At 72.8% G+C, this 20,982-nt stretch carries 24 protein-coding genes; 7 read left to right on the top strand and 17 right to left on the bottom strand.

What is annotated here, in order from left to right; translation table 11 throughout:
- The first annotated feature begins 11 nt into the window (after positions 1-11).
- Genes ACFV20_RS05560 through ACFV20_RS05550 form a run of 3 tightly spaced genes read left to right on the top strand, consistent with a single transcriptional unit; the run spans position 12 to position 3,410 of the window.
- Positions 12-716: a succinate dehydrogenase gene (locus ACFV20_RS05560; protein ID WP_385652676.1), complete on the top strand. Its 705-nt coding sequence runs from the start codon at positions 12-14 to the stop codon at positions 714-716.
- Position 717: 1 nt separating this feature from the next.
- Entirely contained in the window at positions 718-2,667 is a 1,950-nt protein-coding gene (locus tag ACFV20_RS05555; RefSeq protein WP_385652673.1) for a fumarate reductase/succinate dehydrogenase flavoprotein subunit, read from the top strand.
- On the top strand, positions 2,664-3,410 hold the full coding sequence (locus tag ACFV20_RS05550) for a succinate dehydrogenase/fumarate reductase iron-sulfur subunit (RefSeq protein WP_003994568.1): 747 nt from the start codon (positions 2,664-2,666) through the stop codon (positions 3,408-3,410). Before ACFV20_RS05555 ends, ACFV20_RS05550 begins: the two co-directional genes overlap by 4 nt.
- 84 nt (positions 3,411-3,494) lie before the next feature.
- On the opposite strand, the gene ACFV20_RS05545 is transcribed toward ACFV20_RS05550, so the two are convergent.
- The 8 genes from ACFV20_RS05545 to gvpO are packed head-to-tail and all read right to left on the bottom strand — an operon-like array spanning position 3,495 to position 7,079.
- Positions 3,495-3,788: a gas vesicle protein K gene (locus ACFV20_RS05545; RefSeq protein ID WP_385652670.1), complete on the bottom strand. Its 294-nt coding sequence runs from the start codon at positions 3,786-3,788 to the stop codon at positions 3,495-3,497.
- Entirely contained in the window at positions 3,785-4,033 is a 249-nt protein-coding gene (locus ACFV20_RS05540; RefSeq protein ID WP_385652668.1) for a gas vesicle protein, read from the bottom strand. Before ACFV20_RS05540 ends, ACFV20_RS05545 begins: the two co-directional genes overlap by 4 nt.
- On the bottom strand, positions 4,030-4,881 hold the full coding sequence (locus tag ACFV20_RS05535) for a GvpL/GvpF family gas vesicle protein (RefSeq protein ID WP_385652666.1): 852 nt from the start codon (positions 4,879-4,881) through the stop codon (positions 4,030-4,032). Before ACFV20_RS05535 ends, ACFV20_RS05540 begins: the two co-directional genes overlap by 4 nt.
- A complete protein-coding gene (locus ACFV20_RS05530) occupies positions 4,878-5,222 on the bottom strand; it encodes a gas vesicle protein (protein WP_385652663.1) in 345 nt (114 codons plus the stop codon). The genes ACFV20_RS05535 and ACFV20_RS05530 overlap by 4 nt, the downstream gene beginning before the upstream one ends.
- Positions 5,219-5,476, bottom strand: coding sequence for a gas vesicle protein GvpG (locus ACFV20_RS05525; RefSeq protein WP_385652660.1), 258 nt, complete (start codon positions 5,474-5,476; stop codon positions 5,219-5,221). Before ACFV20_RS05525 ends, ACFV20_RS05530 begins: the two co-directional genes overlap by 4 nt.
- A 4-nt stretch (positions 5,477-5,480) precedes the next feature.
- Complete coding sequence (locus tag ACFV20_RS05520) at positions 5,481-6,248, bottom strand: GvpL/GvpF family gas vesicle protein (RefSeq protein WP_385652657.1); 768 nt, start codon at positions 6,246-6,248, stop codon at positions 5,481-5,483.
- Positions 6,245-6,718, bottom strand: coding sequence for a gas vesicle structural protein GvpA (locus ACFV20_RS05515; protein ID WP_385652655.1), 474 nt, complete (start codon positions 6,716-6,718; stop codon positions 6,245-6,247). The genes ACFV20_RS05520 and ACFV20_RS05515 overlap by 4 nt, the downstream gene beginning before the upstream one ends.
- Before the next feature lie 37 nt (positions 6,719-6,755).
- Positions 6,756-7,079, bottom strand: a complete 324-nt coding sequence (gene gvpO, locus ACFV20_RS05510) for a gas vesicle protein GvpO (protein WP_385652652.1) — start codon at positions 7,077-7,079, stop codon at positions 6,756-6,758.
- Positions 7,080-7,315: 236 nt separating this feature from the next.
- Between gvpO and ACFV20_RS05505 the strand changes: the two genes are divergently transcribed.
- Positions 7,316-8,083, top strand: coding sequence for a GNAT family N-acetyltransferase (locus tag ACFV20_RS05505; protein ID WP_385652649.1), 768 nt, complete (start codon positions 7,316-7,318; stop codon positions 8,081-8,083).
- Entirely contained in the window at positions 8,083-8,898 is an 816-nt protein-coding gene (locus ACFV20_RS05500) for a lysophospholipid acyltransferase family protein (RefSeq protein WP_385652647.1), read from the top strand. The genes ACFV20_RS05505 and ACFV20_RS05500 overlap by 1 nt, the downstream gene beginning before the upstream one ends.
- A 113-nt stretch (positions 8,899-9,011) precedes the next feature.
- Here ACFV20_RS05500 and ACFV20_RS05495 read toward each other — a convergent pair whose 3' ends face one another.
- Both ACFV20_RS05495 and ACFV20_RS05490 read right to left on the bottom strand, forming a co-directional pair.
- On the bottom strand, positions 9,012-11,357 hold the full coding sequence (locus ACFV20_RS05495; RefSeq protein ID WP_385652644.1) for an ATP-binding cassette domain-containing protein: 2,346 nt from the start codon (positions 11,355-11,357) through the stop codon (positions 9,012-9,014).
- A gap of 11 nt (positions 11,358-11,368) precedes the next feature.
- Complete coding sequence (locus ACFV20_RS05490) at positions 11,369-12,355, bottom strand: LLM class flavin-dependent oxidoreductase (protein ID WP_385652640.1); 987 nt, start codon at positions 12,353-12,355, stop codon at positions 11,369-11,371.
- Between the two features lie 167 nt (positions 12,356-12,522).
- On the opposite strand from ACFV20_RS05490, the gene ACFV20_RS05485 reads away from it, so the two are divergent.
- The gene (locus ACFV20_RS05485; RefSeq protein WP_385652638.1) at positions 12,523-13,230 is read left to right on the top strand and encodes a DNA polymerase beta superfamily protein; all 708 of its coding nucleotides are present in this window, start codon (positions 12,523-12,525) and stop codon (positions 13,228-13,230) included.
- Positions 13,231-13,275: 45 nt separating this feature from the next.
- On the opposite strand, the gene ACFV20_RS05480 is transcribed toward ACFV20_RS05485, so the two are convergent.
- Both ACFV20_RS05480 and ACFV20_RS05475 read right to left on the bottom strand, forming a co-directional pair.
- Complete coding sequence (locus ACFV20_RS05480) at positions 13,276-14,871, bottom strand: cation acetate symporter (protein ID WP_385652636.1); 1,596 nt, start codon at positions 14,869-14,871, stop codon at positions 13,276-13,278.
- Positions 14,865-15,287 (bottom strand): DUF485 domain-containing protein, encoded by a 423-nt coding sequence (locus ACFV20_RS05475; RefSeq protein ID WP_385652633.1) that lies wholly within the window; start codon positions 15,285-15,287, stop codon positions 14,865-14,867. Before ACFV20_RS05475 ends, ACFV20_RS05480 begins: the two co-directional genes overlap by 7 nt.
- Positions 15,288-15,569: 282 nt before the next feature.
- Between ACFV20_RS05475 and ACFV20_RS05470 the strand changes: the two genes are divergently transcribed.
- A complete protein-coding gene (locus ACFV20_RS05470; RefSeq protein ID WP_385652631.1) occupies positions 15,570-16,064 on the top strand; it encodes a hypothetical protein in 495 nt (164 codons plus the stop codon).
- A gap of 3 nt (positions 16,065-16,067) precedes the next feature.
- Here ACFV20_RS05470 and ACFV20_RS05465 read toward each other — a convergent pair whose 3' ends face one another.
- The 5 genes from ACFV20_RS05465 to egtA all read right to left on the bottom strand — a co-directional run bounded on the left by ACFV20_RS05465 (position 16,068) and on the right by egtA (position 20,794).
- A complete protein-coding gene (locus ACFV20_RS05465; RefSeq protein WP_385653179.1) occupies positions 16,068-16,283 on the bottom strand; it encodes a dodecin in 216 nt (71 codons plus the stop codon).
- 125 nt (positions 16,284-16,408) lie between these two features.
- Positions 16,409-17,371, bottom strand: a complete 963-nt coding sequence (egtD, locus tag ACFV20_RS05460) for an L-histidine N(alpha)-methyltransferase (RefSeq protein WP_385652628.1) — start codon at positions 17,369-17,371, stop codon at positions 16,409-16,411.
- Entirely contained in the window at positions 17,368-18,159 is a 792-nt protein-coding gene (gene egtC, locus ACFV20_RS05455; protein WP_385652626.1) for an ergothioneine biosynthesis protein EgtC, read from the bottom strand. Before egtC ends, egtD begins: the two co-directional genes overlap by 4 nt.
- Positions 18,159-19,496 (bottom strand): ergothioneine biosynthesis protein EgtB, encoded by a 1,338-nt coding sequence (gene egtB, locus ACFV20_RS05450; protein WP_385652624.1) that lies wholly within the window; start codon positions 19,494-19,496, stop codon positions 18,159-18,161. The genes egtC and egtB overlap by 1 nt, the downstream gene beginning before the upstream one ends.
- Positions 19,493-20,794 (bottom strand): ergothioneine biosynthesis glutamate--cysteine ligase EgtA, encoded by a 1,302-nt coding sequence (gene egtA / locus ACFV20_RS05445; RefSeq protein ID WP_385652622.1) that lies wholly within the window; start codon positions 20,792-20,794, stop codon positions 19,493-19,495. The genes egtB and egtA overlap by 4 nt, the downstream gene beginning before the upstream one ends.
- Positions 20,795-20,982: the final 188 nt, after the last annotated feature.

Below are 20,982 nucleotides of genomic sequence, written 5' to 3'. Positions count from 1 at the left end.
GCGTGCTGCGCATGGCTCTGGCAACGCGGACGGACCGGCGGCCGCCCTTCGCACGCACCGTGTGGGACTCCACCGTCGGCAAGAAGACCGTGATGGCGGTCAGCGGTCTGATCATGCTGCTGTACCTGGTCGTCCACATGATCGGGAACCTGAAGATCTTCTTCGGGGCGGGCGAGTTCGACCACTACGCCCACTGGCTGCGCACCGTCGGCGAGCCGTTCATGCACTACGAGTGGACGCTCTGGCTGGTGCGCGTCGTGCTCGTCGTCGCGGTCGTCGCCCACGCCGTCTCCGCGTACCAGCTCAGCCGCCGTGACATCAGGGCACGACCGAGCGGATACGCGCACAAGAAGCGGCGGGCGAGCTACGCCACGCGCACCATGCGCTGGGGCGGGATCATCCTCGGCCTGTTCATCGTCTGGCACATCCTCGACCTGACGACCGGCACCGTGCACCCCGGCTTCCGGCACGGCCACCCGTACCGGAACGTCGTCGACACCTTCTCCACCTGGTACGGCAACGTCGTCTACATCGTCGCGATGCTCGCGCTCGGCCTGCACGTCCGGCACGGCTTCTGGAGCGCCGCCCAGACCCTCGGCGTCGGCAGCCGCACCCGCGACCGCGCCCTGAAGACCCTCGCGAACGTCCTCGCGCTGCTGCTCACGGCCGGCTTCATCGCCGTACCCGTGGCCGTCATGACCGGAGTGGTGAGCTGACATGACCTCTTACGCGGACTACGTGACCGGCGAGCCGGTCGTCGACGCCAAGGCGCCCTCCGGCCCGGTCCACGAGCGGTGGGACAAGCGCCGGTTCGAAGCCAAGCTCGTCAATCCCGCCAACCGGCGCAAGCACACGGTGATCGTCGTGGGCACCGGCCTCGCGGGCGGCTCCGCCGGGGCCACCCTTGCCGAACAGGGCTACCACGTCGTCCAGTTCTGCTACCAGGACTCGCCGCGCCGCGCCCACTCGATCGCCGCGCAGGGCGGTATCAACGCCGCGAAGAACTACCGCAACGACGGCGACTCCGTCCACCGGTTGTTCTACGACACCGTCAAGGGCGGCGACTTCCGGGCCCGCGAGTCCAACGTCCACCGGCTCGCGCAGATCTCCGTCGAGATCATCGACCAGTGCGTGGCCCAGGGCGTGCCCTTCGCCCGGGAGTACGGCGGGCTGCTCGACACCCGGTCGTTCGGCGGCGTGCAGGTGTCCCGCACGTTCTACGCCCGCGGCCAGACGGGTCAGCAACTGCTGCTCGGCGCGTACCAGGCGCTCAGCCGGCAGATCGCCGCGGGGAACGTCGAGATGCACCCGCGCACCGAGATGCTCGACCTGATCGTCGTCGGCGGACGGGCGCGCGGGATCGTCGCCCGTGACCTGGTGACGGGCAGGATCGACACGTACTTCGCGGACGCCGTCGTCCTCGCCTCCGGCGGCTACGGCAACGTCTTCTACCTGTCGACGAACGCCATGAACTCCAACGCGACCGCCGTCTGGCGGGCCCACCGGCGCGGCGCGTACTTCGCCAACCCGTGCTTCACCCAGATCCACCCGACGTGCATTCCGCGCACCGGCGACCATCAGTCCAAGCTGACGCTGATGAGCGAGTCGCTGCGCAACGACGGCCGGATCTGGGTGCCGAAGGCGAAGGGCGACCGGCGGCCCCCGAACGAGATCCCCGAGGACGAGCGCGACTACTACCTGGAACGCATCTACCCGTCCTTCGGCAACCTCGTGCCCCGGGACATCGCCTCCCGCGCCGCGAAGAACGTCTGCGACGAGGGCAGGGGAGTGGGGCCCGGCGGCCAGGGCGTGTACCTGGACTTCGCCGACGCCATCGCCCGGATGGGACGCAAGGCCGTCGAGGCCAAGTACGGCAACCTCTTCGACATGTACCAGCGGATCACCGACGAGGATCCGTACGAGGTGCCGATGCGGATCTACCCCGCCGTGCACTACACGATGGGCGGGCTGTGGGTCGACTACGACCTCCAGACCACGATCCCCGGCCTGTTCGCGATCGGCGAGGCCAACTTCTCCGACCACGGCGCCAACCGGCTCGGCGCCTCCGCCCTGATGCAGGGACTCGCGGACGGCTACTTCGTCCTGCCCTCCACCATCAACGACTACCTCGCCCGCAACCCGCACCACGAGACGCTCACCGACGAACACCCCGTCGTCCAGGAGGTGCTGGCCGACACCCAGGACCGGCTCAACCTGCTGCTGTCCGTCGACGGTGACCGTACCCCCGACTCCTTCCACCGCGAAGTCGGCGAACTCATGTGGGAGTTCTGCGGCATGGCCCGCACCGACTCCGGACTGCGCAAGGCGTTGGAGCGCATCCCGCAGATCCGCGAGGAGTTCTGGCGGCGCATCAAGGTGCCCGGCACGGGCGAGGAGTTCAACCAGTCGCTGGAGAAGGCCAACCGCGTCGTGGACTACCTGGAGCTCGCCGAGCTGATGTGCCTCGACGCGCTGCACCGCCAGGAGTCCTGCGGCGGCCACTTCCGCGAGGAGTCCCAGACGCCCGACGGCGAGGCCGCCCGCAAGGACGAGGAGTTCTCCTACGCCGCCGCCTGGGAGTTCACCGGCACCGGCGCGGCTCCCGTCCTGCACAAGGAAGACCTGGTCTTCGAGTACGTCCACCCCACCCAGCGGAGCTACGCATGAAGCTCACCCTGCGCGTCTGGCGGCAGAAGAACGCCGACGCCGACGGCACGATGTCCACGTACGAGGTGGACGGCATCTCGCCCGACATGTCCTTCCTGGAGATGCTCGACACGCTCAACGAGGAACTCATCGTCAAGGGCGAGGACCCCGTCGCCTTCGACCACGACTGCCGCGAGGGCATCTGCGGCGCGTGTTCGCTCGTCATCAACGGCGACGCGCACGGGCCCGAGCGCACCACCACCTGTCAGCTGCACATGCGGTCCTTCGAGGACGGCGACACGATCGACGTCGAGCCGTGGCGGGCGTCGGCGTTCCCGGTGATCAAGGACCTGGTCGTCGACCGTTCGGCCTTCGACCGGATCATCCAGGCCGGCGGGTACATCACCGCGCCGACCGGGGCGGCCCCCGAGGCGCACGCCACGCCGGTGCCGAAGCCGGACGCCGACCTCGCCTTCGAGCACGCCGAGTGCATCGGGTGCGGGGCGTGTGTGGCGGCCTGTCCCAACGGGGCGGCGATGCTGTTCACGTCCGCCAAGATCAACCATCTGAACGTGCTGCCGCAGGGGGCGCCGGAGCGGGAGACACGGGTGCTGGACATGGTGGAGCAGATGGACGAGGAGGGGTTCGGGGGGTGCACGCTCGCGGGCGAGTGCGCCACGGCCTGCCCGAAGGGGATTCCGCTCATGTCCATCACCAGCATGAACAAGGAGTGGCTGCGGGCTGCGCGAAAGGTGAAGCGGTAGCGCCGTAGGGGCTTTTGCGCTTCGGCGGCTGCGGGTGGGCTGTGGCCGGTCGCGCAGTTCCCCGCGCCCCTTGCCGGGGCGTCGTCACACGCCGGGATCGGCGAGGAGCGGCCCCAGTGGACCGAGGTCCAGATTCAGGTCGCTGCGGCGCAACCCGTGCTGTGCGCACAGCTCGTCCATGCGCTCGTCCAGCAGCATCAGCGCGGTACCGAGCCGGTCCTCCTGCTCGGCGCTGAGCGTGCCCTCGTCGAAACGGCGGACCGCCTGGCGTTCCATGAGCTGCCGCAGGAGTTCCACCACGGTCAGCACCAGGGCCGCCAGATCGTTCGTGACCCGCTCGGGGTCGAGGTCCAGCGCATGGGCGCGCGGGGCGGTCACAGCGGCCCGCTGTCCGACCAGGGCGCGGGGACCCGGTCGCTCACCGACGCCAGCAGGGCGTGCAGGGAGATCCGCACCAACGGCACGTCGGCGATGGCCAGCACCAGGTCGCCGCTGACCACGACGCCCGTCGCCAGCACCCGGTCGAGCAGGTCGACGAGCGGCACTCCGACGGGCGCGTACGGCTCCGGGTCGTCCCAGACAACCGCCGTGCGGTCGGCACCGCCGGGTACGGGTACGGTCATGCGCCGGCCTCCTGGTGCGCATCGGCCTCCGCCGCGTCGGAGCGGGCGAAGGAGTACGGGATCCAGGGCCCCGACAGGGTGACCTCCACGGCCCACCGCCGGGCGTCGCCCGCCAGTTCGCCGACGGCACGGACGAACTCGGCGCGCCGCCCGTCGTCGACCAGATAGGCCGCGTTGAGCAGCTGCGGGACGCTCCTGCCGGTCAACTGCTCGCTCTGCGGCCGGTGCCGCGTCGCCGCGACGGCGTACCTCCGCAGCTCCCGGTCGACGGCGTGGGCCCGCGCCAGGGCCCGCTCGCGCTCCTCGCGCTCGGTGCGCCGGCGTTCGCTCACCCGGCGCAGGTACGACCGTCCGTCGGCGGGTCCGTCCCCGGCGGCGCCGGACGCGTGCGCGCGTGCGGGGCCGTGCACCTTCACCGCCCACTCGGTGCGGTGGCGCAGCCGGTCCAGCAGGCTGCGCAGGGACGCCGCCCGTGCGGTGACGGCCCGCACCGCGTTGTGGTCGTCCAGGTACAGCGTCGCCATCGGCAGGGGGACGACCGGGCCCGCACTCGCGGCCGTCTCCACGCCCCGGTGGTGGGCGCGGGCGCAGCGCTCCAGCTCCTCCGGCCGGTTGAGCCGCTCCGCGAGCACCGCCTCCCCGAAGGCCGCCGCCGGCACGTCCTGCACGATCAGGTGCAGCGGCCCCGCGGCCAGGACACGCAGCGGACCGCCGCCCTCATGGCCCGGTGTCAGCGGCACCGCCTCATGCGGCGGAGGCGTGTCCGTCACGGCGAACACGCAGGTGAGGGTGGGGTTCAGCCTGTCAGGCTCGATCGCGGGGGTCCGGTCGGCCGGCCGCGTGCTCATCGGGCCACCTCGGCGGTGTCGGCGTCGGTGCCCTCCAGGGCTTCGAGCCGCGCGCGCAGTCGGGCGTTCTCCTCGGTGAGGGCATCACGCGCGGCGCGTGAGGACAGCGCCGGGTCGGTCTCCCACCAGTCGATGCCCGCCTTCTTGGCGGTCTCGACCGAGGCGATGAACAGGCGCAGACGAATGGTGAGCAACTCGATGTCGAGCAGGTCGATCTTGATGTCGCCCGCGATGACGATGCCCTTGTCCAGGACGCGTTCGAGCAGGTCCGCGAGGCTTCCGGAAGGCGGCCCGGCCGGCTGGACTCCGGGACCCGAGGGCCAGGTGCCGAGGTCGGTCACGAAGCACCCCCGCGATGTCCTGTGTACCGGACCGGACTGTCCAGGCGGGCGAGCAACCGCTCCTCCTCTGCCTCGAAGGCCTCCTCGTCGATCGCGCCCTCCTCCAGGGCCCGGTTGAGTGCCGCCAGCCGCGCCTGCACCGCACGCGGGTCACGGGCCTGGCGTTCCGCCTCCTGGAGCAGGTGGTCGGCCACCCAGAGCATGCCGCGCACCGGGGCGAGCGGCAGCAGCAGGAGCCCGGTCACGAGTCCCACCGGGTCACCGGCCGGCCGTGACGGACGGCGCGTCGACGAAGCTGTAGCACGGCAGCGGGCCCGTCACGCCGAGCGCCAGCCGGTCCCCGACCTCGCGTGCCTGCGCGGCCACGGCGTGCCGGAAGCGCTGTTCGTCGGCGGACCGCACCAGGAACGACGTGCTGAGCACCTGCTCGTCGTCGACCGGCCCCGGCGCCGTGCGCACGGCGAGCGGAGCCAGGCGCGCGAGCACCTCCCGTGCCGCGCCCCGGGCCTCGCGCGCGACGCCCTTGGCGAGCGCCTCGCCCAGCCGTACGTTCGCCTCGTAGCCGGGGCGCTCCCGTGCCCGGCGGGCGAGCGTGCGCAGCGTGTCGTCCCTGCGCACGAGGTCGGCGAAGCAGCCGGGCACCACCGTGCCCTTCACGTTCATCTCGACGCAATCCCGGACCCCGTCGAGCTGGGCCTCCAAGCGGGCCCGTCCGGTGCGCAGTTGAGCGAGCAGCGACTCCGCGTCGGGAGACAGGACGGCGAAGCGCATGGGCAGGACGGGGCCCTGCGCGGCGAGTTCGCCGAGAACCGCCTGGTGGGCCATCAGGTCCCGTCGACGCGCCCGGACGGACTCCGGCGCGTCCGAGACGGCCGCGCACAGCCCGTCCTCGGTCAGCAGCCGCACCGCCGCGCCGTCCACCCCGGGCGCCCGCGGGGTCCGGACACCCGCGGGGGCGATGCCGTACACGTACAGGGTGCCGAGCGTGCCGGCGGTGGTGAGGGCGGCGGTGGCCGTCACGATCATTCCTCCTCGGCCTTGCGGCGCCGGGGCCGCGGGCGGTCGTCGTCACTGCGGCGCTTGCGCGCCGGACGCGGGGCGCGCTCGGTAGCGGAGCCGGTGTCGTCGTCGGGAGTGTCGTCCGCGTCGTCGTCCGGGGTGAGGACGTCGCGCACCTTGTCGGTCAGGGAACGGGCGGCGCGTTTGGCGCCCGCCTTGCCGATGGTCCTGGAGACCGGTCCGCCGAACAGCTCCGGCACGGTCTTGGAGCGTGTGTCGTGCTCCAGATCCAGGCGGTTGCACGCCTCCGCGAAGCGCAGGTAGGTGTCGACGCTGGCGACCACGATGCGCGCGTCGATCTTGAGGATCTCGATCCCGACCAGCGAGACGCGCACGAAGACGTCGATCACCATGCCGCGGTCGAGAATCAGCTCCAGTACGTCGTAGAGGGTCCCGGCGCGGGGAGCACAGACGATCTCGTCGCTGTAGACGGTCATGCGGCGGTCCTTCCGGTGGGCGGTTGCGGCGTTCCGGTCACTGGTCCTGGGCGCCGCGCCGGAAGCGCGCGATCCGGCGGTACTGCACCAGCTCGCCCGCCGAGTCCAGTTCCACCCGGTACGTCGCGAGCAGGCTGGTGGTGTCGGGGATGCGGGCCAGTTCGAGCACGTCGACGTCGACGACCCAGCCGTCGTCCTCGCCCCGGCACACCGCGGACACCCCTTCGAGGCGGTGGCTGATCAACTCCGTCAGCGCCTCGGCGGCGCGCCGGGCGGCCTCACGGGCACCGCGCACGGTGCGCCGGCGCGTGGTGGACGGGGCCGAGCCCTCGCGTCGCCCGCCGGCTCCGGGTTCTGTCATGCAGCTCACTCTCGCCGCAGGAGCCGGTGTCCGCGTGCGCAGCTACGCCATCCGGGCCCCGGCCGCCGACCCGGAGGGGTCTCGGGGGCGCGAGTCGTTCAGCAACCTCACACCCGCTCTCTCTGCACATGACACGCGACGGTCAGCCGGTCTCGGGAGAACAGAGGCGTACGACCGCGGACACCGCTCAGCGCCCCGCACCGCCTCACCGACCGGCCCGTGACCAGGAGAGTGCCATGACCGGCGTACTGACCGCCGACCGCCCCGCGCGGTCCACGGCCCCCACCCGCTACACCGTCGCCCTCGCCCGGAACGAGGAGGACGTGCGCGCCGCCCAGCGGCTGCGGCACGACGTCTTCGCCGGGGAGATGGGCGCCCTGCTGACCGGTCCGCAGCCGGGCCTCGACGCCGACGCGTTCGACGCGTACTGCGACCACCTGCTCGTCCGGGAGGAGACGACCGGCCAGGTCGTCGGCACCTACCGGCTGCTGCCGCCGGAGCGCGCGGCGGTCGCCGGGCGGCTGTACTCGGCGGGCGAGTTCGACCTGAGCGCGCTCGACGGGATCCGGCCGCAGCTCGTCGAGGTCGGCCGCTCCTGCGTGCACCCCGACCACCGTGACGGCGCCGTCATCGGCCTCATCTGGGCGGGCATCGCCCGCTACATGGTCGACCGCGGCCACGAGTGGCTCGCCGGCTGCTGCTCCGTCCCGCTCGCCGACGGCGGCGCCCTCGCGTCCGCCACCTGGGACCGGGTCAGCGACAAGCACCTCTCTCCGGAGGAGTTCCGGGTCCGGCCGCTGCTGCCGTGGACACCGGGCCCCGCACCCGCCACCCGCGTCGAACTGCCCGCCCTGCTGCGCGGCTACCTGCGCCTCGGCGCCTGGGTGTGCGGCGCACCGGCCCACGACCCGGACTTCGGCGTCGCCGACCTGTACGTGCTGCTGCCGATGAGCCGCGTCAACGGGCGCTACCTGCGCCACTTCCTGTCCCTCGTGCCGGCCTGATGAGCGCCTGGCTGCCCACCGCGCCCTGCACGCCCGAGGTCTGCGTCCGGGCACCGGCGGCCGTGCGGGCGCGGGACGTGCCGCGTGCCGTGCTGCGGCTCGGCGCGGTCGTCCTGCTCCTGCTCGCGGGGATCGCCCTGACGCCCCTCGGGCCCCGGATACCGCAGTCGCTCATCGGGCGCTGGTGCCGGTGGATCGTACGGGCCGCCGGTGTCCGGGTCCGTATCACCGGCGCCGCCGCCCCCACCGGGGGACTGCTGCTGGTCGCCAACCACATCTCCTGGCTGGACATACCGCTGCTCGCCGCCGTACGTCCCGCCCGGATGCTGGCCAAGACCGAGGTGCGGCGCTGGCCCGTCGCCGGCGCGCTGGCAGCACGAGGCGGCACCCTGTTCATCGAACGGGACCGGCTGCGCGCCCTCCCGGACACCGTCGCCCGGATCGCCGGTGCACTGCGCCAGGGCACCGCGGTCGCGGCCTTCCCCGAGGGCAGCACCTGGTGCGGCCGGGCCCAGGGCACGTTCCGCCGGGCCGTCTTCCAGGCCGCCTTGGACGCCGGTGTGCCGGTCCAGCCGGTCCGGCTCCGCTACCGGCTCGGGGACGGCACGACCACCACGGCGCCCGCCTACGTCGGCGCGGACACCCTGCTCGCCTCCCTGTGGCGGGTGGCGACGGCCCGCGGCCTGGTCGCCGAGGTCGAGGTCCGGGACCCGATCCCGCCGGACACCGGCACCGACCGCCGCACCCTGGCCCGCGCCGCCCAGCCCCCCGAGACGACGACACCGTCGTGGACGCACACCGTGCTGGTGGCATGAGGGCCTCCCACGCCGCACAGGCGGCCGGCCCCGGCCCCTCGTCCGCGGTGCCGGGCTCTCTCCCCCGTCCGGGTTCCTCGTGCCCGGCCCGGTGCGCGGCGCGCCGCCCGGCCTCAGCGGGAGCCGGACAGGGCGCGTGCCAGGTACGGGGCCGTCCGGCTGTCCGCCGCGCGAGCGACGTCGCGCGGCGGGCCCGCCGCCACGATGCGGCCGCCCGCGTCGCCGCCGCCGGGGCCCAGGTCGATCACCCAGTCCGCGCCCGCGACGACCGACATGTCGTGCTCGACGACGACCACGGTGTGCCCGGCGTCCACGAGGCCGTGCAACTGACGCATCAGAACGTCCACGTCCGCCGGGTGCAGACCGGTCGTCGGCTCGTCGAGGAGGTAGAGCGTGTGGCCGCGCCGACCGCGCTGCAGTTCGCTCGCCAGCTTGATGCGCTGCGCCTCACCACCGGAGAGCTCGGTCGCGGGCTGGCCGAGCCGCAGGTAGCCCAGGCCGACGTCGAGCAGGGTGCCGAGGCTGCGGGCCACGGCCGGGGTGTCCGCGAAGAACTCCGCCGCGGCCTCCACGGTCAGATCCAGCACCTGCGCGATGTTCCGCCCCCGGTACGTCACCTCCAGCGTGGGCGGGTTGTAGCGCGCCCCGTCGCAGTCCGGGCACGGCGCGTACGTGCTCGGCAGGAACAGCAGCTCCACGCTGACGAACCCCTCGCCCTGGCAGGTCTCGCAGCGCCCGCCCGCCACGTTGAAGGAGAACCGCCCGACGCCGTAACCGCGTGCGCGGGCCCCGTCGGTGGCGGCGAACACCTTGCGCACGACGTCGAAGAGGCCCGTGTAGGTGGCGAGGTTCGACCGCGGGGTGCGGCCGATCGGCTTCTGGTCGACCGAGACGAGCCGGCCCACCCCCGCCGGCTCCTGCGTGATCTCCCCGATCAGCGTCGACTTGCCGGAGCCGGACACCCCGGTGACCGCGGTGAACACGCCGAGCGGGAACTCCGCCGTCACCCCGCGCAGGTTGTGCCGCGAGACGGGGCCGGTCCTGAACCATCCCGTCGCCTCGCGCACCTTCCGGGCCGGGGCGGGGGAGTGGTCGAACAGGTAGCGGGCCGTCGCCGACTCCGCCACCTGAGCCAGCCCGGCCACCGGTCCGCTGTGCAGCACCCGCCCGCCGTGCTCGCCCGCGCCCGGACCCACGTCGACCAGCCAGTCGGCGCCCCGCACCACGTCCAGGTGGTGCTCCACGACGAACACCGAGTTCCCGGCCGACTTCAGCCGCTCCAGCACCGTGAGCAGCGCCTCGGTGTCCGCCGGGTGCAGCCCGGCCGACGGCTCGTCGAGGACGTAGACGACCCCGAACAGGCCCGAGCGCAGCTGGGTGGCGAGCCGCAGGCGCTGCAGTTCGCCCGCGGAGAGGGTGGGGGCCGGCCGGTCGAGGCTGAGGTAGCCGAGACCCAGCTCGACGACCGGCGCGATCCGGGACCTCAGATCGTCGGTGAGGACCCGGGCGGCCTGTGAGGTCGCGTCCAGACCGGCGCCCAGCTCCACCAGGGGCAGTGCCGCCAGCTCGGCGATGGTGCGGCCGCCGAACGTCACCGCCATGGCCTCGGGACGCAGCCGGCTGCCTCCGCACGCCGGACAGGGAGCGCTGGTGAGGAACCGCTCGGCCCTCGCCCTCAGGGTGGCGCTCCTGGAGTCCGCGAACGTCTTCATCACGTACCGGTGGGCGCTCATGTACGTGCCCTGGTACGGCCGTTGGATCCGGTCGGCGTCCCGTACCGGGTGCACGGTGACCACCGGCTGCTCGTCCGTGAACAGGATCCACTCCCGTTCGGCCGCGGGCAGCTCCCGCCACGGCCGGTCCACGTCGTGACCGAGCGCGTCGAGGATGTCCCGCAGGTTCTTGCCCTGCCAGGCTCCCGGCCACGCCGCGATCGCCCCGTCCCGGATCGACAGCGACGGGTCGGGGACCAGCAGCTCCTCGCTGGTGCGGTGCACCCGCCCGAGCCCGTGGCACTCCGGGCAGGCCCCCACCGCCGTGTTGGGGGAGAAGGCGTCGGAGTCGAGCCGCTCGGCGCCGTGCGGGTAGGTGCCGGCCCGCGAGAACAGCATGCGCAGGGAATTGGAGAGGTTGGTGACCGTGCCGACGGAGGAGCGCGAGGTGGGCGCCGCCCGGCGCTGCTGGAGCGAGACGGCCGGGGGCAGACCCGTGATCTGCCCGACCCTCGGCGCGCCGACCTGGTGGATCAGCCGGCGCGCGTACGGCGCCACCGACTCGAAGTAGCGGCGCTGCGCCTCCGCGTAGATCGTGCCGAACGCCAGCGACGACTTGCCCGAGCCGGACACACCGGTGAACACGGCCAGCACGTCCCGGGGGATGTCGGCGTCGACGCCCCGCAGGTTGTGTTCTCGGGCTCCGCGGACACGGACGAACGGGTCATGGGGGTCGCGGTCGTGCATGGGAGACGACTCTAACCGGAGGTGATCGCGGCCAGTCGCCGGTAGGAGTCCAGCAGGGCCTCGCGGTCGTGGGTGCTGGTGGTGACGAGCACCTCCTGCGCGCCCGTCTCCTTCAGCAGGGTCTCCAGCTCGTGCGCCACCTGGTCCTCGGTGCCGGCGATGTGGCCGGTCAGGCCGGACTCGTACAAGCCGCGCTCCTTGCCGGTCATGGTGAGGGTCGCCACGCGCTCGGCGGGCGGCAGCGGCGGGAAGGTGCCGTGGGTGCGGGAGTGCGCCATCGACCAGGCCTCCGGGATCAGCAGCCGCCGGGCCTCCTCGGGGGTGCCGGCCACGGCGATCGTGCCCGAGACGACGACGTAGGGCTCCGCGGCCCAGGGGGAGGGGCGGAACGACTCGCGGTACGTGTCGATGCCGCGCCGCATCCGGTCCCGGTTCCTGAGGTCGCCGATGACCATGGGCAGGCCCGCGCGGGCGGCGACGGCGGCGCCCTCGCCCATCGCCAGGACGAACGGCGGCACGGTCAGGCCCTCGGCGGGCCGGGCGTGGACTCCGGTGGGGGAGGTGCCCCGGAACCAGCCGAGCAGCTCCGCGAGCTGGGCTTCGAAGTCGTCGGCGTCGCCCTTGTCACGGCCCAGGGCCCTGCGCACGCCGTCCGTGAAACCGACCGACCGGCCGAGCCCCATGTCGATCCGCCCGGGGAACAGCGACTCCAGCACGCCGAACTGCTCGGCCACGACCAGGGGACGGTGGTTGGGCAGCATCACCCCGCCGGTGCCGACCCGGATCGTCCGGGTGGCGCCCGCCACGGCCGCGGCCAGCACGGTCGGGGCCGAACCGGCGACGCCGGGCACACCGTGGTGCTCCGAGACCCAGAACCGGTGGTAGCCGAGCCGCTCCAGCTCCTGCGCGAGCCGCACGGTGTCGCGCAGCGCCTCGGGGTGGGTGTGCCCCTCGCGGGTGCGGGAGCGGTCGAGGACGGACAGGCGCACGGGATCCATACCAGCTTCTACGCCGGGCGGCCCCGCCGGTATTCCGTCGTTCCGCGTGGGCCACCGGCCCCGCCGGTATTCCGTCGTTCCGCGCCGGCCACCGGCGGAAAACCGCGTGACCGTCTCCGCGCACGTCAGGACAATGCTGCGGTACCCGTAACGAAAGGCGGCCCACCGTGACCGTCCCCAACGTCCTGCTCTCCGGCATCGTCGGATCGACCGCCTACGGTCTCGCGCGCCCCGGCTCCGACATCGACCGTCTCGGTCTGTTCGCCGCGCCCACCGAGGAGCTGCACGGTCTGCGCCGGCCGAAGGAGTCACACGTCAGCACGGCGCCGGACCGCACCCTGCACGAGGCCGGCAAGTGGTGCCGGCTGGCCCTCGGCGGCAACCCGACCGCCATGGAGCTGGTGTGGCTCCCGGACGACCTGTACGAGGTCCGCACCCCGCTCGGCGACGAGCTCATCGGCATCCGCACGTCGTTCCTGAGCGCCAAGCGGGCCCGGGACGCCTACCTCGGTTACGCCACCCAGCAGTTCCGCAGGCTGGAGGCGCGCGGCGACGGTTCCTTCTCCGCCGACACCCGCAGGCGCACCGCCAAGCACGCCCGGCATCTCAAACGGCTGTGCGCGCAGGGCCTGGAGCTGTACACCACCGGGCGGCTGTCGATACGCGTCGACGACCCGGAGGCGTACCACGCCTTCGGCGAGCGCGTCGCCGCCGACCCGTCGGCCGCCCTGCCCCTGCTCCGACACTATGAGGCCGCGTTCGACGAGGGCCCCACGGCGCTGCCGGACGAACCCGACGAGGCGCCGGTCGAAGCCTGGCTGCGCCGGGTCCGGGCCTGCTTCTGGGCGGAGGCGAGCTCAGCCGTCGGGGCGTAGCGAGCCGCCTGCCGGGTGGTGTCACCGCCGCCCCGGCGGGGTGCCTCAGTCGTCCGCGCCCACGAGCATCCGCACCTCGAACTCCTCGTGCGTGGCGGGATCCTCGGCCGGGCCCCGGTCCAGCACCGTGCCGAGCCAGCCCAGCATGAATCCCGCGGGGATGGAGACGATGCCGGGGTTCTGCAGCGGGAACCAGGCGAAGTCGGCCTCGGGGTAGAACGAGCCCGGCGCCGAGGAGACGACGGGGGAGAAGACGGCCGGCACGACGGAGCAGAGCAGCCCGCCGTACAGGCTGAGCAGGGCCCCCTTCGCGCTGAAGCGCCGCCAGAAGAGGGTGTAGACGATCGTCGGCAGGATCGCGGACGCCGCGATGGCGAAGGCCAGGAAGGCGAGCGTCGCGGTGTTCGCCCCCCAGGCGACAAGTGCCAGCAGAATGCCGAGGACCCCGATGACCGCCCCGGACAGCCGGGCCACGGTCAGCTCCTCCGTCTCGCCGGCCCGGCCCTTGCGGATCACCTCGCTGTACAGGTCGTGGGCGAGGGAGGACGCCGCGGCCAGAGTGAGACCGACCGCCACGGCCAGCAGCGTCAGATACGCCAGACAGGTCAGCAGCGCGGTCAGGACACTGCCGCCCAGCTCGTGCGCGAGCAGCAGGACGGAGGCGTTGCCGGTGCGGTCCGTGCTCTCGATGGCCTCCCGGCCGAGCAGCGCGGTGGCGCCGAGCCCGAGGACGCCGGCGCCGAGACAGACCGCCCCGACCAGCCCGACGGCCCACACCACCGAGGAGCGCAGCACCCTGGCGTCGCGCGGGGTGAGCAGCCGCATCAGCACATGGGGCAGGGCGGCGAGGCCCAGCACGATGGCCAGTTCCAGACTGAGGAAGTCCAGCTTGTCGCCGACCGTGCCGCCGTAGCGCAGCCCGGGTTCGAGGAAACTCAGCCCCGAACCGCTGCGTTCGGACGCCCGCTCCAGCAGCGCGTCGGGGTTCCAGTCGAAGCGGTGCAGCACCCAGCCGGCCGTGAACAGCACACCCGCCACCAGCATCACGGCCTTGATGATCTGGATGACCGTCGCGCCCGGCATACCGCCGACGGAGGCGTACAGGATCACGAACACGCCGATCACGACCACGCACAGGGTGCGGGTGGTGCCGCTCGGCACACCGGTGAACTGGGTCAGCAGGGCCACGCTGCCCACGAGTTGGGCCACCAGGTAGAGCGTGGCGATCACCAGGATGCACACCGCCAGCGCCACCCGGACCGGCCGCTGCCGCCGCGGCAGGCGCAACGCCACGGTGTCTCCGAGGGTGAACCTGCCCGTGCGGTGCAGGGGTTCGGCGATCAGCAGCAGCACCGTCATCCAGGCGACCGTGGTGCCGCCGAGGTACATCAGACCGTCGTACCCGGTCAGGGCGACCAGCCCGGTGCTGCCCAGCAGGGTGGCGGCGGACAGGTAGTCACCGCACAGGGCGAGGCCGTTGCGCAGCGGCGACATGGCGCGGTCACCGAGGTAGAACTCGCTGATCTCGTCGCGCTGAGGCGCGGTCAGCAGGGCCGTGAACAGGGTGATCACGACCACGGTCAGGAACAGGACGAACGTCAGCTGCAGACTGCTGTCGTCGATGGCGGCGGCGCTCACCACGTGCGGAACTCCCTCGACCCGGGCCGGAGCGGCGCCGAACGGGCGCGGCGGCTCTCGGTCTCCCGCAGCCGGGACCGCAGGCCGCGGGCGAGCGGATCCACCCGGGTGCGCATGTGCCGCATGTGGCACCAGACGGTCACGCCCATGAGGGCGAACTGCCCGAGTCCGAGGATCAGTCCGACTGTGACGCGGCCGAACAGCGGCAGGTTCATCACCGCCGGCACAAAACTCGACAGCAGCACGTACAGCAGGAATCCGCCGACCGACAGGACGGTCGCCCTGACGCCGAACCGGCGCTGTGCACGGCGTAGGGAGTGGAATTCGGGATGGTCGGATATACGCGGGGGCGCAGTGTGTTCGATGTGCGGAAGCGGGAATGCGGGGATGTCGTCCCGTTGCGGAGAGAATTCGGGCACAGGCGCACCTTCTTCGCTGCATCGTGCCCCGCACTCGACCCCGTGGGGTCAGTGGACGCGTCCGGTTTCCGGGCAGGGTGAAGGGGCGCCGGACGCGGGATGGGGGTGCGGGCTCTGTGGGGGGTGTGAATCCGTAAAACTGAGAGCGGAGTATGTCAGTGCTGTGCTTGAGACATCAACGGTAAGGCTTGATTCACCTGTGCCGATGGCTTGTTCACGCCCCGCCGCACAGTACGGACCATTTCCGGTTCCGGTGTCCCGCATGCGTTTAGGGTGGGCGGTGTGAGTGACGATCGCAGCAAAGCCCCGCTGGCCGTGTTCGACCTGGACAACACCCTCGCCGACACCACGCACCGGCAGGGCTTCCTGGAGCGCAGGCCGAAGGACTGGGACGGCTTCTTCTCGGCGGCGCCGCAGGACCCGCCCGTCCCGGAGGGCATCGCGCTGGTCCGGGAGCACGCGCGGCAGTGCGAGATCCTCTACCTGACCGGGCGGCCCGAGCGCTGCCGGCGCGACACCCTCGCATGGCTCGCCGCCCAGGGCCTGCCCGAGGGGCGCGTGTACATGCGGCGGGACGCCGACCGGCGCCCCGCCCGGTTCACCAAGCTGGAGATCCTGCGGCGGCTCGCCCGCACCCGCGAGGTCCGCGTCCTCGTCGACGACGACGAACTGGTCTGCGCCGACGCCCGCCGCGCGGGCTTCACCGTCGTCCGGGCCGACTGGGTGACCCGGTCCGCCGAGATGAAGGCGGCGCAGGAGCGCGAAGGGCGGACCTGAGCACTACTCCGTCTCGTCCAGACGGAAGCCCACCTTGAGCCCCACCTGCCAGTGGGCGATCCGGCCGTCCTCGAGCTGGCCGCGCACCTGCGTCACCTCGAACCAGTCCAGGTTGTGCAGCGTCTGCGAGGCCCGGCCGATGCCGTTGCGGATGGCCTGGTCGACGCCGTCCGGTGAGGTGCCGACGATCTCCGTGACCCGGTAGGTGTGGTTCGACATGCCGCTGCCCTTCTTCCAGTGACGTTCCTGTGACGGGAGTGTCACGCGTCATTCCACCGTGCCCCAGGCGGCGGCGATGCGCGAGACGTCGTCTCCCACCGTCGCCGCCGCCGGGTTCCCCGATGTCAGCGCGCCACGCTCAGCGACAGCGCGAACCGGCCCGGGCTGTCGGTCCACCAGTGGGTCAGTTCGAGGCCCGCCGCCGACAGTTCGGCGCGCACGCCCTCCTGCCGGAACTTCGCCGAGATCTCGGTCCGCATCTCCTCACCCGCGGCGAAGTCGACGGCGAGATCGAGGGCCGGCACCTTCACCGTCTGCGCCCTGCGCGAGCGCAGCCGCATCTCGATCCATTCGTGCTCCGCGTTCCACAACGCCACGTGGTCGAACGCGCCGGGATCGAAATCGCCGCCCAGCTCGCGGTTGATCACCGAGAGCACGTTCTTGTTGAACGCGGCCGTCACCCCCGCCCCGTCGTCGTACGCCCGGACCAGCACCTCCTCGTCCTTGACCAGGTCCGTGCCCAGCAGCAGGGCGTCACCCGGGGCGAGCAGGGCGCGCACCGACGTCAGGAACGCGGTGCGCTCGGCGGGCAGCAGATTGCCGATCGTGCCGCCGAGGAACGCCACCAGCCGCGGCCCCGGCGTGTCCGGCAGGGTCAGTTCCGCGGTGAAGTCGGCGATCAGCGCGTGCACGTCCAGTCCCGGCCGCTCGGCGGCGAGGGCCTGCCCGGCCTGGGTGAGGGCACTCTCGCTGACGTCCACCGGGACATAGGTGTGCAGGTCCGTGAGGGCGTCGAGCAGATGCCGGGTCTTCTCCGAGGATCCGGAGCCGAGCTCGACCAGGGTGCGCGCCCGGGTCGCCGCGGCGATGTCGCCGGAGCGCGCGAGGAGGATCTCCCGCTCGGCGCGCGTCGGGTAGTACTCCTCCAGTTCGGTGATCTTCTCGAACAGGTCGCTGCCGTGCGCGTCGTAGAACCACTTCGGCGGCAGCGACTTGGGGCGGCCGGTCAGACCCCGGTGGACGTCCGCGCGCAGCGCGGCGTCCGTGGCGTCCTCGGGCAGGGTGCGGGTGAGGTGGAACGGGCTCACGTACGGGGCTCCTTCGGTGAGGCGGGCACGCAGGCGTCGGCCGGCTCCTTCAGCGGCGTCAGCAGCACATCGGTGCGGCTCGCCGCGAGGAGGGTGCGGTCGGGGACCTCCCGCCAGTGCGGATCGTCGTCGTAGGGCTCGGAGGCCACGACGGTGCCGCCGCCGGGCCGGGTGAGGTACCAGAGGGTGTCGCCCCAGGCGGTCGCGGTGATCGTGTCGCCGTTGGTGAGGAGGAGGTTCAGCCGGGATCCGGGGGCCGCGGCGGCGACCTCCAGGACCGTGTCCGCCAGCGCCTGCCCCTCCTCGTCGCCGCCGCGCAGCCGGGCCAGCACCAGCGCCCACACGAGCGCCGAGTCGTTGCGCGCCTCCAGGGACAGCAGGTCCTCGTGCGGCAGCGTCCGGGAGACGGCGGCCAGGGAGCCGGGCCAGCCCTTCACCGCCCCGTTGTGGCTGAACAGCCAGGTGCCCGCGGCGAACGGCGCCGCGGCGGCCTCCGCGTCCGCGCCCGACAGGGTCGCGTCCCGCACCGCCGCGAGCAGCGCCGAGGACCGTACGACCCGGGCGAGATCGGCGAAGGAGAGGTCCGCCCAGACCGGTCCCGCCCGGCGGTAACGGGCCGGCACCGGGTCGTCCTCGGCGTACCAGCCCACGCCGAAACCGTCGGCGTTGACCGTCCCGTACTTCTGGTGCCGGGGCGCCCACGACTGCCGGTACAGCCCGTACGGGGGCTCCACCAGGAGCCGCCCCAGCGCCTCCGGCGGCCCCACGTAAGCGACATGACGGCACATCAGACGTCCTCCGACCGGGCCGTGCGGAACCCGGAGAAGATCTGCCGCCGGACCGGGTAGTCCCAGTTGCGGAACGTGCCCCGGCAGGCCACCGCGTCCACGGCGAACGAACCGCCGCGCAGCACCTTGTGGTCGGGCCCGAAGAAGACCTCCGAGTACTCCTTGTACGGGAACGCCTTGAAGCCGGGGTACGGCAGGAAGTCGCTGGCCGTCCACTCCCAGACGTCGCCGATCAACTGGCGTACGCCGAGCGGCGACTCGCCCGCCGGGTAGCTCCCGGCGGGCGCCGGACGCAGGTGCCGCTGGCCGAGGTTGGCGTGCTCCGGCCCCGGCTCGGCGTCGCCCCACGGGTAGCGCATCGAACGGTCGCCGGCCGGGTCGTACCGGGCGGCCTTCTCCCATTCGGCCTCCGTGGGCAGCCTGCGTCCCGCCCAGCGGGCGTAGGCGTCGGCCTCGTACCAGCACACGTGCAGCACCGGCTCGTCCGGCGGGACGACCTCGGTGACGCCGAACCGGCGCCGGAGGAACTGCTTGCCGTCGCGCCGCCAGAACAGCGGGGCGTCGATGCCGTGCCCGCGGATGTGCGCCCAGCCGTCGGCGGTCCACCACCGCGGGTCGTCGTAACCGCCGTCCTCGATGAACGCCTGGTAGGCGCCGTTCGTGACCGGCGTGGTGTCGATGCGGAAGGGGGCCACCTCACGCCGGTGCGCGGGGCGCTCGTTGTCCAGGGCCCACGGCTCGCCGGAGGTGCCCATCGTGAACGGGCCGCCCGGGACGAGCACTTCGGACGGGCCGGTGAACAGCGGCGCCGGTTCCGGGTCGGGTGCCGTCAGGGCCTGCGGCCCGGTGCGGAGCTGATGGGTGATCAGCATGGTCTCGTCGTGCTGCTGTTCGTGCTGCGCGATCATCCCGAAGGCGAACCCGGCCTCCGTCAGCCGTGTCCCGTGGAACGTGGCCCGCTCCAGCACGTCCAGGGCCCGGCCGCGCACGTCGGCCGCGTAGGTGCGGGCCTCGGCGGGTGACAGCAGCGGCAGTTTCGGCCGCTCGGCACGCGGGTGTTCGAAGGCGTCGTAGAGGCCGTCTATCTCGGGCCGTATCGCCTCGTGCCCGGCGACCGCCCGCAGCAGCCACTGCTCCTCCTGGTTGCCGATGTGCGCGAGGTCCCACACCAGCGGCGACATCAGCGGCGAGTGCTGCGCGGTCAGGTCCGGGTCCTCCACACAGCTCGTCAGCAGGGTGGTGCGCTCGCGGGCGACGACGAGTGAGGCGACCGCCCGCTCCCGGAGCACCTCGGGGTCGACGGCCTGGGTGTCGACGGCGGATTCGGTGTCGGTCATGGGCGGAAGTCCTTCCCGTGGGCGCGACCGTCCACGCCGCGCTGTCGGTCGAGCAGGTCGTCGGCGGGGCAGCGGCCCAGGACGACGTAGCGGTCCAGATAGGCCGTGACGGCCTCGACGACCTCGGGGCCGGCCCCCAGCCGGGGCAGGGCGTCCAGCGCGGTCGTGAAGCACGTGACGGCCACCTCGCGCAGTTCCGCGTCGGCCAGACCGCCGCGGGCCGCGTCGAGCCACAGCGGGTTGTGCGGCGCGGGCAGCCCCAGCGTCCGCTCGGCCAGCGGCTTCACGGCCCGGTAGACGGTCTCGGCGGCCTCCGGGTCGTCGAACAGCGCCGCCGTCACGGCCAGCGGCACGATCCAGCCGTCGTCGCCCGGCTGCGCGTCGATCATGCGCAGTTCGAGATGGCCACGCGGCCTGACCGGCGGGAACAGCGTCGTGACGTGGTAGTCCAGATCCTCCCGGGTGGGCGGCCGGGGCTCGCCCGTGCGGATCCAGTCCCGGAAGCTGAGCCCCTCGGGAACGTCCCAGGGGCCGCCCTCCCGCCGTACGCACATCACGGGGGAGTCCAGCACGTGCCGGGCCCAGGCGCCGCGCGGGTCGGCGTCCAGGCGTGGTCCGCCCGCCCGGCCGGCGCCGATGCGGGTCCACGTCAGCTGCCGGGTGGACAGCCAGCCGGTCGGCCGGTTGCCGGCGAGCGGGGAGTTGGCGAACGCGGCCACCAGGACCGCGCCCAGGTGATGGGCCAGCCACCAGCGCCGCACCAGGCCGAGCGGCCCGGGCTCCTCGTGGCCTGCGTCCAGGCACACCTGCACGGAGGCGGAGGTGCACATCATGGCGCGGCCGGCGGGGCCGGTGCGGTCCAGGCACGCCTCCATGGCGTCGTAGCGCGGTTCGCGCAGGTACCGGCGGGGTTCGTGCCAGGGATCCTGGCCGAGGCCGACGAGACGGAGGCCGTCGTCGCGCAGTACCGCGCGGACGGCGTCCAGATCGGCGGAGACGGTGGCGACGACCTCCGTCAGGGAGTCGGCGGGGGGCGAGCTCAGCTCCAGCTGGCCGCCGGGTTCCACGGTGAGCGCCGACCTCAGGGGAACGGCGCGCAGAGCGGCGTAGGCCGCTTCCAGCCGTTCGGGTGTGACGGGGAGCTGCGGTGCGCGCAGCTCGTGGACGAGCCATTCCACCTCCACACCGAGGCGGCGTGGCGGGCCGGTCTTGAAACAGATGCCGCGGACGAGAGCCTCGACCTCGGCTTCGGACAGTGCGGTGCGTGGCCGGGTACAGCCACCTACCGAATCGGACATGTCGGGATCCTCCTGAGATTCCACCATGCCACCGGTCCGGGCTCTTCGGCGGCCCGGGCCGGGATCACCGTCCCACCCAAGACGTTCATGCCGTTCCGCACAAGGGGGCGAAGCGGGGCGTTCCCGGGCGGTCATACGGCGCGGCCCGGCGTTTCCAGGGACTTTGCCCGGCGTTCTCCCTCGGCGAA

It is taken from the genome of Streptomyces sp. NPDC059696 (assembly GCF_042733745.1).
Classification (GTDB): domain Bacteria; phylum Actinomycetota; class Actinomycetes; order Streptomycetales; family Streptomycetaceae; genus Streptomyces.
Note: the sequence above shows the minus strand (reverse complement) of the source record. Positions and strands in the feature narration are given on the sequence as shown.